The organism is Paenibacillus sp. FSL H8-0280 (assembly GCF_045040665.1).
Classification (GTDB): Bacteria; Bacillota; Bacilli; order Paenibacillales; family Paenibacillaceae; genus Paenibacillus; species Paenibacillus xylanexedens_A.
Genome location: NZ_CP150296.1, coordinates 3,735,916 through 3,747,173, shown reverse-complemented (window position 1 = coordinate 3,747,173; position 11,258 = coordinate 3,735,916). Strand labels below are relative to the sequence as shown.

Annotated in this window: 2 protein-coding genes; both read right to left on the bottom strand. The window is 49.7% G+C overall.

Going from position 1 to position 11,258, the window contains the following annotated elements:
- Positions 1-25: 25 nt before the first annotated feature.
- Complete coding sequence (locus MHI12_RS16490; RefSeq protein WP_405169762.1) at positions 26-5,926, bottom strand: SDR family NAD(P)-dependent oxidoreductase; 5,901 nt, start codon at positions 5,924-5,926, stop codon at positions 26-28.
- A gap of 35 nt (positions 5,927-5,961) precedes the next feature.
- A complete protein-coding gene (locus MHI12_RS16485; RefSeq protein WP_405169761.1) occupies positions 5,962-11,229 on the bottom strand; it encodes an SDR family NAD(P)-dependent oxidoreductase in 5,268 nt (1,755 codons plus the stop codon).
- Positions 11,230-11,258: the final 29 nt, after the last annotated feature.

Sequence of the window (11,258 nt, the reverse complement as noted above, 5' to 3'; positions counted from 1 at the left end):
GCATATCGGTCAATGTGCACTTGGTCTAACGATATACCGTTAACATTTGATTTTCATTTAGTACAAGCATTTCGGGTTTGCGGATCATCTTGAGTATGACGGCCTGTTGCAGGGAACCTGACATCAGCCATTCCAGAATGGGATGGGCTTCCTCAGCTTCGATAGAACCAATGCCTTTCTGATGCATGCTTAGCCTTACCTGCTCAGATACGACCGAACCAACGCTGCCCCAATATCCCCAGTTGACCACTTTGATCCGTCCGGGCCATTTCCTGTTCATCTGCGAGGCCAGGGCATCGGCATAACAGCAGGCAGCTACATAGTTGCCCTGACCTGGCAGTTTCATAAAGGAGTTCAGCGAAGAGAAAAACAAGACAAAATCGGGTTGCTTCCGAAGCCGACTCATTAATGCATTCACTTGTTCACTAATTTGAACTTTGGCAGAAAGCACGTTGTTGAAAATCTCCTCATCCATACGCGCCAGGCTTCTGTCAGACAACACTAGTGCAGAGTGGATTATTCCATTCACCTGTCCAAACCGCTTTATGACAGACTCATAAGCCTGTTCCAGACGACCGGGGAGCGAAGCGTCTGCCTGGATATAAAGAGGTTCCGGCCCTAACTGGCCCAACTGTTCGATTTTACGGCGAATCTCGGGACTCATGGCACTTCTTCCTAGCCAGATCACTTGGGCGTTGTAAGTCGCAATCATATAACGTGTCCAGACTTCGCCAATTCCTCCGGCTCCGCCAATAACCAAATAGACCCCTCCCTGCCGATAAGCGGCTAGTGGAACGGGGTCGTATTCTACAGGCACTAATTCCTGGCGATACCATTCCTGATCCCTCCACACATATGCGTTTCCGTGAGGGTCCGCTGTCATATCTGCAATAGCATCCATTGGGAGAATTTCGCCGCCATTCAGATCAATGACGCGAATGGCCCAATGGGCATATTCCTTAGCAAGTGAACCCGTCAACCCATGAATGGCTGCCTGGTCCGGGTCGATGGTTTCATCGAAGGCGAGCGCTTGCGCATTCGTTGTAACGACCGTGAGGTGAAGACTTCTGGAACCGTATCCCAGGCGCAGAATGCTTTGGACAAATCTGAAGAAACGAGTAAGTTCGGGTACGAAGCTTTCCTGCTCTTCCCTGTTTGTTTCTGTCATGTGATTCTCGGACATAACGTGGCGACAATGCCAGATCATATGATCGCAATCACCTTCGGCAGCAAGCATATCCACCATCTGTGTCACAGATGCCTGTCTCGGAAAGACAATCTGCCGAAAAGCATCCCCTCTCGGGAAACGGATGTTCATGTCGGCATTTTCGCAGAGAATCAGAAGTTTTTTCGTCGAAAACACCTCAGTGCCGGAAACGTCTTCACTTGATGAATGCTGCTCTAATGGGGCCCACACCGTTGTAAGAACAGCCAGTTTAGCATCATCTTTTTCCGCTGTTGCCGTTTCCGCTGCCGCCGACATAGTCAGATCTTGTGTCAATGGCTCCAGTGCATGCAGATTATTTAAATGATGTCCGAACTGATTAGTCAAGCCAGCTTCCTCTCCGGTCCAATCCTGCTGGGATTGGGGCGTGGCAGCCCACTTCCGTAACGCCAAACCTTCAAACTTCGCGCAAAGCAGTCCATCCTCACTATAGAGCGTGAGATCATAACGAGGCATGGAATTCCCAGGACCACTGTCCGCGGTATAACGGACTTCTACCCACATCACAGAAGAACATGGTCTGTAAATCTCCGCTTGTTGCAGTGCATATGGCAACCAGGGCTCAGGCGAAAGACCTCCTTCTTGGCTCAAATCCATAGCAAGTGCAAGACACGCCTGAAAAGCCGAATCTAGCATGGATGGATGGAGTCCGTAATCCTCCAGACTTTCTGTACCCGACAATGGCATGGCTAGTCGTGCCATAACGCTGTGTTGTCCTGTATACAAATGTGAGATGCAGCGGTGAGTGCTTCCATAAACCAGTCCTATTTGAGAGAAAAATTGATAACCTCTCTCAGGTGGAACGATCTTGTTGCCATGACGCTTATGCCAATCAGCAGGTTGGAATACTGGCGTGTCTCCTGTGGAGCGAATCAGGGAAACGAATCCTTGACTGCATAATACGGATGGAGCCTCAGCCTTCGCATTGCTTGTAATTTCAAACCGGTACCCCTGTTGGTGTCGCTCGGCCTGCAATTCGAGATGTACAGACAACGGCTGATCCTCTACAGATGCGGGATGCAACCATACCAGATCATGCAGACGAATATGATCGTTTCCGTTGTGCTCTCTGTTATGTTCTTCGGGCGGTAGGGAATGCCGTAGTGCTGCTGCAGCCATCTCCAGATGAGCCGCTCCGGGTAATATGCTCACCCCTCTTACTTGATGATCACGCAGAAATGATTCGTTTCCGGTAAAACGTGAGCTAAACCGCTGACTGCCCAAATAACTGGTGTTTTTGTGCAGCAGCGGATGCAGCCATTCTGTCTGGCTTGGCGCTACGACGTTCGTGGTTTCAAAGCCTTCATTCCCTGATGAGGAGGATAAAGAAGGTATCATGTAATGCTCTTCCGCAAAAGGATATCCCGGCAGGCTAATTCGCTGTGGTTTAGCCGTTCCATACCATTGCTGCCAATCCAACTTCATTCCGCGAACCCATTGCTCCAGAAGCCGAACCGTTTTTCGTTTGCGCATCCAGCTGGCTGCCAGTTCCTGCATATCGTCATCGTCTACAAGTCGATTGTCATTCCGTTCAATATCGATCTCTCCGGTGAATATCTGTTCATGTGCTGTTTCCCCGGTGAGATACGCCTGCAATTTGCTTACCATCTCCTTGATGGTATACGCCGTGAAAGCGCATCTGCATTCCATCTCTTCTCTTCCGGTTTGCAGTGTGTAGGCGATCCGGGCGAGATGTAAGTCCGTATAAGTGTTATCCTGAACGGCTTGCACAAGCTGTCTCACCTTTATCCTGAGACGATCTTCGGTTTTTGCCGATAGAACGATCATTACCGGTGCATTGGGATCCCCTGCCATCACCGATTTCTGGTCCACCTTGTTATCCGTCCTGTATTCCTCAAGAATGACATGGGCATTGGCACCGCCTGCCCCGAATGAGGAGATGCCCGCAATCCGCGGATATTCGCGCATGCCTTCAGGTGTATCCAGTACGGGACGAACCCATGGAGTCATGTGCTGCTGAACGTGAAATGGGGTTTGACTGAACCGGATATTCGGGTTGCTGCTCTCTGCATGCAGTGAAGGCACCAGGCAGCCGTGACGCATTTGCAGTAATATTTTGCTGACCCCGGCGATGCCAGCCGCACTCTCGGCATGGCCGATGTTCGACTTCACCGAGCCGATTGCACAAAATTGTCTATCCGTTGTATGTTTCTCAAATGCCCTGCGCAAGCCTTCGATTTCAATCGGGTCACCCAGTGCTGTACCGGTGCCATGTGCCTCAATATAACTGATGGTCCGGGCATCTACTCCAGATCGTGAGAGGGCATCGCTGATCACCTTTGCCTGCTGGCCGGGATTGGGCACGGTGTATCCTTTTGTTTTACCCGCTGCATTAATCATGCTTCCTTTAAGGATGCCGTAAATAAAATCCCCGTCGGCCTCCGCCAGATGAAGCGGCTTGAGGAGTAATGCACCAACACCTTCTCCGTCCACAAAACCGTTGGCTCCCTCTCCAAACGGACTGCACTCGTTGTCTGGAGTCATCATGGTTTTTTCGGATAACCTGACATAATGAACCGGGTCAACGATCAGATTCACACCGCCTGCGATGGCTAGGTCACAGGTGCCGTTGCGCAGACTTTCCATTGCCAGGTGAATGGCCGTCAAGGAGGAAGAGCATGCCGTATCCACGGCCAGACTTGGCCCCGTGAAATTAAACGTGTAGGATACCCGATTGGCTATGGACCAAAAGGAAGCTCCCGTAGGATAGTTGCCATTCATTACACCTGCGTACACACCGACTGTACCCGAATTGGCAAGAGCCTGAGGGGTATAGCCGGCATCTTCGATGGCAATATAGACCGTTTGCAGGAACTGCCGCTCCTGAGGGTCCATTTGTTCGGCCTCTTTAGGAGAAATATGGAAGAACAACGGGTCAAAGTGATAGATGCCACGAATAAATCCTCCCCACCTGCTGTAAGACGTTCCTTTTTTTCCTTTCTCCGAATGGTAGTGGGTTCGCCAATCCCAACGTTGTGAAGGTATTTCAGTAATGCAATTTTTGCCCTGCATCAGATTGTTCCAAAATTCTGCCAAATCATCAGCCTGAGCGTAACGCCCGGCAAGCCCGATGATGGCTACTTCACTTGTTGCCTCAGATGGTCGTTGCTGCTTGTAACTTTCAGTTAGATGAGTGGCGGCTTCTGCCGAAATTCCACCCATATCCAGTTCAGGCTCTGTTATCGATTCCTGTTGCATTTTCGTTAACCCAAGCATCGAGATCAGTTCAAACCTGCGCTTTTCCACAAAATGATTGACCAGTGCGTCAAGGGTTGTATATTCAAAAAAGAGCACGCTGCTCACATGCTCCCCCATTTCCTTATTTAGCTGTTCGGTTAACTGAATGATGAGAATTGAATCCAGTCCATACATTTCTAGAGCTTCCAAGGGATCGATTTGCTCTGGTTCTACATCCAGAATGGCACCGATCATCTTTTGTAAATACATCATGCATGCTTGTTTTAATTCCCTGTCATCTACAGCAGGGTTTTTCGAGTTTAACGCGTTTAAGGCTGGTTCTGGTTCTTGAACTGTAATAGTCTCTTGTGGCTTTAGAGGCTCTTCCTTTCCAGCTGTGGGCAGCATCTGAGCCGCTGATGAAAAGGTGTGTTTCTGCCGGACCATTCCGTCACTCGCTGCGCTTATAATTTGCTGGCCCAGTCCTTCGGCATTGGATGCGGGAAATTCTATGTCAAAGTAACCCTCCAGCTCCAGTGCCGCTTTCCACTGATCCGGATGCAACAGCGGAGTGCCGGGAATACGCACCTGTTCGTCTTCGAACAGCCACCATCCGGTTAGCAAGCCAAACGTTACGTGGTTAAACAGGGAATCCTCAATAATTTCGTTGATTAGCAGTTTACCATTCAAGGTCAATAACGCTTTGGCATTGCGCAAAGTATGGCGGATCTGACGTGTGGCGTGCAGCACGTTGGTAGCCACGACCATGTCATATCGTCCCGCTTCAACTCCCTGAGAATGCAAAGGCTCTTCAATATTGAGCAGGCTGTACGTAAGGTAGGGATAATACGGCCCATATTGTTTCCTTGCATGCTGTAGAAAAGATTTGGAGACGTCCGTGTAACAGTATTCCTGAATAAGTTCACGGTAGGGCTCGAACTTTTGAAACAGCATGGAGCTTGTTCCTCCAGTTCCGGCGCCGATTTCAAGAATGCGGATCTTGCGATTGCCATGCCCGGAGAAATCGCTGATCAGCTGGGCGGCCTCATCTGCAAGCAGTGCATTGAAATAATCAGCAATTGAATTTTGCTTGTATATTCCCTCCACTCTTGACATGGAGCCACCCGGAAACATGATCTCTGTTGCGGACTGTTTGCCTGTAACAATGTCGGGCAGCGCCCGGATCATCACGTCAGCGAGCTCCACCCTTGCTCTCATTTCTGGCTGCGTAATCCAGCGCTCCTTGTGCTCCTCCCAATCAGACCAAATGTTACTTCGTTCAAATTCACCGAGTTCCGGGTTACGCTGAAGAATGCGAAGCGTGTGGTCCATCCATCGTTGGTATGCAGGAAGCACACCAGGATAAGAAGTGCAGTACGAAGCTCCTGCCATCGTTCTAACATCTCCAAGCTGCTCCATCTGAACAATCAACACATGCATCAGCTTCTCGTTTAATGAATTCCACAGCTTGTGCTGTAAGGATAACCGCTCGTTATCTTGCATGATTTCGCCCTCCTGTTGGATTACACGCTTCATGCCTAATGTATTGTTATGAATTCTTGCTCGCTGATCGCGTATGGCTTTGCCTCACCAATGATTTTGACCAGTCCCAGTTGAGGAAGTGAACTGGCCAGAAGCAGTTCAAGCGCAGCCATCGCTTCGGGAGGCTCTATCGAGCCAATGCCCTGTTTGGTCATCCGCTCACGATAAGCTGGAGAAGCCACCGTTCCCGTGCTTCCCCAATACCCCCAATTAATGGTTTTAACAGGGTAATGAAGACAACGATGAAGCCACTGGGCGAATGAGTCCTTGAATGTACACCCGGCTGTATAATTGCTTTGCCCGGCAGGTGTGGCAAACGCATTGATGGAGGAGAAAAACAGCATAAAATCAAGCGACTCCTTCTCAAAGACCTCGAGCATTCCCGCGCATACGTTGACTTTTGCATATAATCCTTCATTGAATTGTGGCAAGTCCATTTTCATTACACTGCTGTCTCTGAGTGCAATGGCAGCATGAATAACACCATGAATTGTTCCGTGGCGTTGTTTGATTAACCTGTAGGCCTCATGCAAGGAATCGGGACTGCCTGCATCTGCTGATATATATTCTGGAGCCGGGCCTGTCAGAGCAAGCTTTTCCTGCTCTTTTGCAATATCGGGGTTGAGCGGTGTTCGTCCGATCCAAATGATCTGAGCGTTGTAGTGACTAATCATATACTCGCTCCAAACTTTACCCAATCCGCCAGCACCGCCTATAACGACATATACGCCGCCGCGTCGATAAGCCGATTGCTGAATGGAAGGCAGTTTAACAGGCAGTAATTCGCAGCGATGCCACTGTTTGGCCCGATAGACAGTCAGATTGCTCCAAGAGTTCTCAGGCACAATGGGCATGTCGCTCAGCGCTGGCAGACTTCGATCTGCAAAATCAAGATCAACTACCCGGAACGTCCAGTTTTTGTATTCTTTGGCCAAAGAACCGAGGAAGCCATGTATGCTTGCATGGAGCGGATGAACTACATCCTGGGCATGAATGGCTATGGCACTAAAAGTAACTACGGTCCATTGGAGAGGGATCCTGTCATACCCTAGCTGCAATAGACTCTTGACCAAACTGAATACAATAATCACGCCTTCCTCCTGGCTCTGAGTGATCGCGCTGCCATCCTTCCCTTCTGCGTTGCCCAACCCCGAGACCCATAGCAGATGGTCAAACTGTCCGCAGTTTTCCAGTCTTTGGGCCATTTGTTCCACAGTTTCGCCAGGCTTCAGCAATATCAGCGAAGCTCCCGGATATTGTTGTCTAACCTCATCAAGGTATCCGCTCATCTCTACTGTCCCTGCAACAATGATGGCCGTTCTGAGACTCTCCAAAGAAATCCTGCTGTCTTTCTCCAATGGAAGCACACTCCACACAGGAGCCAGCAACTCTGTACCAGGTGGGAAATCTTCGTGCAAATCCCTGGTGATCGTTACCCGCTCCGCATCCTGCATCACGTGCTGCTGTCTCTTCTCTCCCGGTATGCTGCGGCACATGTAATTCCGAATCCGGACACAGACGGTTCCCTTGGCATCCATTAGATCCATGTCCAGCTTCACCACGTTCCCTCCGATTGGACAACCATCACTGAAACGGACATGCACCCACATCTCCGCTGTACACGGTAACAAACAAACCATTTCTTCCATATAAAAAGGAAGCTTCGTTCCCTTCTCTTGATCCTGAAGGGTGGATTTATCGTCAAGCAATAACATCGCTGTCTGGAAGGCGCCATCCATCATGCTCGGATGTAACGCATAATTGCCCATTGTATGCTTTATATGGGAAGGGATGTTCAGATGTGCCAGAGCCTGACCCGAACCGATGTACATTCGTTCAATCGCCTGATGACCTGGTCCATATTCCAGCCCTTGTTCTCGCAAGCGGCCATAGATGGTCTCATGATCCAACAAACTCTCCTCTCGCATGGCTGCAATCAGAGACGAAATATCAAGACGATCAACAGGTGCCAACGAATTCAAAGCGACGCGGCCTGTACCACAGCTCAGACGATCTGGGGCTTCGCTGCCTTCCGCACTGATTTCATATCGCAGAACTCCCCGTTCCATGTCTTCGTAATGTAGTCGAACGGATACCTCAACTGGTTGTTCATCCACGAAAATTGGACTTGTCCAGGCTGCATTCTTAATCTGGAACGCCGCAAAGGAGGAAGAGGGCGCTTGGTTTACACTGTGCAAAGCCATGCGGGCCATCTCCAGATAAGCCACACCTGGAAGTACCCGTTGCCCTCGAACCCGATGATCGTTGAGAAAAAATTCATGCCCTGTAAAGTCCGAACGGAATCTTGTGTCCTGATTAGCCGAAAGGTTGCGGTGAAGCATTGGATGAAGCTGATCATGTTCTTTTTTGCTTTCCGTTTCTTGAAAGGAATCCTTCGCCTTTCTACCCAAGTTGGCAGACCAACGGAATGTTTTTCTTTGAAATGCATAACGTGGCAATCGTACTTTCTGATAAGGCCCCTCTTCCGCAAGTTGACGCATATCGAGCTCCAGGCCGGACAGCCATAATCGCAGTACATTTTCGTGAAATGGTAATTCCAAGGTCACTTCCTCTGCTTCTTGTCCGGTCTGCTTCATCCAGTCTGTGGCTTTTTCTGAATGAGGTAGAGATATCTTGCGATCCTTTTCATTCTCACTACCGGGTTGAAGGAAGTCATGTAGAAATTGGAATGCGTTGTGCATTCCACCTGTCCGCTGTTGATGCTGACGAATGAGTGTGTACGCGCGTTCTGGCAGCATGAGTCCGGAATTCTGGTTTAACTGCGCTGTGATCCGTGAAAGTTCATGATGTTCCCCTGTCTCGTTCAACAACATCTCGATAATGTCTCTCCGAGTAATAACCTTATCGGCCAGAAGATCAAGCAGTTCCTGTACAGCCGGAATGTCTGACTCTTCCGAGATCTGAAGCTGCCACTTTCGTTTCACCCTGCGCAGTGCATCCATGACTGCAATGCATAGCACAGCCGACATGGGACGGAAAGATTCGCTTGAACTACTGCTGTCAGATGTTGGTTGCAACGGCCATGGGATGGTTGTTCCCGTGCTCTCCTGCCATTCGTCATTCCATTCATTTATGTAGTTCCTGAACGTATACTGATGGGTGTATAATCGATGCGCACGATCCATCAATTCGTCTCGGAACCCGTCGTAAGCCTGTTCCTCCACGATCCGTACAGATTGAATCAAATCATGTACATAGGAATCATCAAAAGCAAAGGGCATGATTAGGGATGAGCTTCCCTCTTGCATGACAGGCCATATGGGGCTGCACAGTCTCACGTCTTCGGCACGCTTCTGATTGAGTAGCACGGAGATCATATCTTCAACAGAAATGTGACCTCCAATGACCCATGCAATCAGCATGCCAATTCCTGTTCCCTGAATCCACCGAGGGGCAAAACCTAGTTGAATCAAGGAATTTGCATGAACATATCCGGCTATAAAACAATACAATTCTCGCCAATCTTCATGCCACGTATCCTGATAGTACCCTGCCATCAAGTCTTCCCATTCTTCCCTCATGCCGTTTGCTTTTAATGCTGCCTCGATTTGCCTTTCTGCCTTACGCAGTAATAACTGAGACGTATGTCCAGAGCATTTCAATTGGGCGTATCCCTCCCATGTGGGACTCTGAATGTTCAGATACCTTGCGGATGCTCCAATTGGCGTGTTGCCGTAACAGTCGGAATTCAGCAATGTCCTGAGCTCTTCTCGGGTATGAGCCCATCCGCCAAACCGATATTTGAAATGCTCTCTGCCTTTAAGCAGCGACAGGCTGATGGCCCGTAGTGTATCTTCCGCATTAGAATGCCTGTCGAACCACTGCTGCCAATCTGCGACATGCTCCTGCAAGCTCGCTTCCGACTTGGCAGACAGCAGAAATAATCTGGAGGGCTCTCTGGAATCCTGCTGAACAGATAGCTTGGAGGGAACAGAGGGTTTAGCAGCAGGTTCGTAGTGTTCGACCACAACATGGGCGTTTACACCTCCGAAACCGAATGAACTTATCCCTGCGCGTAAAGGCTGCCCCTGCTCCCGACTGTGCCAAGTCTCTTGTTTCCGTGCAACCTCCAGCGGGGTGCGCGAAAAAGGAATCATCGGATTCAGCGTCTTCACATGAAGAGAGGCCGGAATTTTCCGATGTTTCATCATCATCATCACTTTAATAAGACCAGCTATGCCCGCTGCACTCTCCAGATGACCGATGTTTGTTTTAACCGATCCAATCTTACAGAATGACCGATCCGGGGTATAGTGCCGAAATGCCTGGGTTAACGCCTCGACCTCAATCGGGTCCCCCAGCGAGGTGCCAGTCCCGTGTGCTTCGACATAGGTAATGGTGCGAGGATCGATATCTGCAGCCTTCCACGCAGCCAAAATGACATCACGCTGTGCCTCCATGCGAGGTGCCGTAATAGACAAACTTTTCCCCGTGTGGTTGACAGCAGAGCCTTTAATGATGCCATAAACCGTATTTCCTTGCTCAACGGCTTCCTCCAACCGCTGTAGAAGCAATACAGCAACCCCGTCTCCCGGGACATATCCATCCGCACTCTGGTCAAATGTTTTGCACTGCCCTGTGGGGCTTAACATTCTTGATTGGGAAAAGGAAACATATTTGAGCGGGTCGAGATTCAAATTCACGGCAGAAGCCAAGGCATAATCACATTCTCCCAGAATCAGGGCACGTCTCGCCTCGTGAATAGCCACAAGTGAGGAAGCGCAGGCCGCATTAATCGGCAGGCTCATGCCACTCAAATTAAACGCATAAGATATCCGGTTCGCAAGCAAGCTCTCATAATTGCCAAGACAGGCGTAACTGTCCGCCTGCGAGGCTTCCATTTGCTGCAAATAACCCGCTGTCATCACGCCGGTATAAACAGCTGTCACCTTCTGCTGAAGCTCTGACAGAGAAATGCCCGAATCCTCGATGCAATGCCACGTATCTTCGAGGAGCAAACGCTGCTGTGGGTCCATGCTCGTAGCCTCACGCGGGGAAATGTTAAAAAAGCTGTGGTCAAAATCATATGCTCCTTCCACCAACCCGCACCATTTGCTTGAGGTTTTGCCTGTGTCATTCGAGTTTGACGAATAAAACTGCTCCAAGTCCCAGCGTTCCGGGGGAATCTCAGAGATGGAATTGCGACCTTGAATCAGGTTTTCCCAAAATGAATCATATCCGCCGGCTCCCGGGAAACGGCAGGCCATACCCACAACGGCAATTTCCGTCCTTTTGCTTCCCATCTGAATGTCTCCTCTCCTTTGGTATCGGC

What these genes read in the sequence shown, in the direction of transcription:
- MHI12_RS16490 (WP_405169762.1), bottom strand. Translation starts at nt 5,926, where the DNA reads ATGCAAGATAACGAGCGGTTATCCTTACAGCACAAGCTGTGGAATTCA.
- MHI12_RS16485 (WP_405169761.1), bottom strand. Translation starts at nt 11,229, where the DNA reads ATGGGAAGCAAAAGGACGGAAATTGCCGTTGTGGGTATGGCCTGCCGT.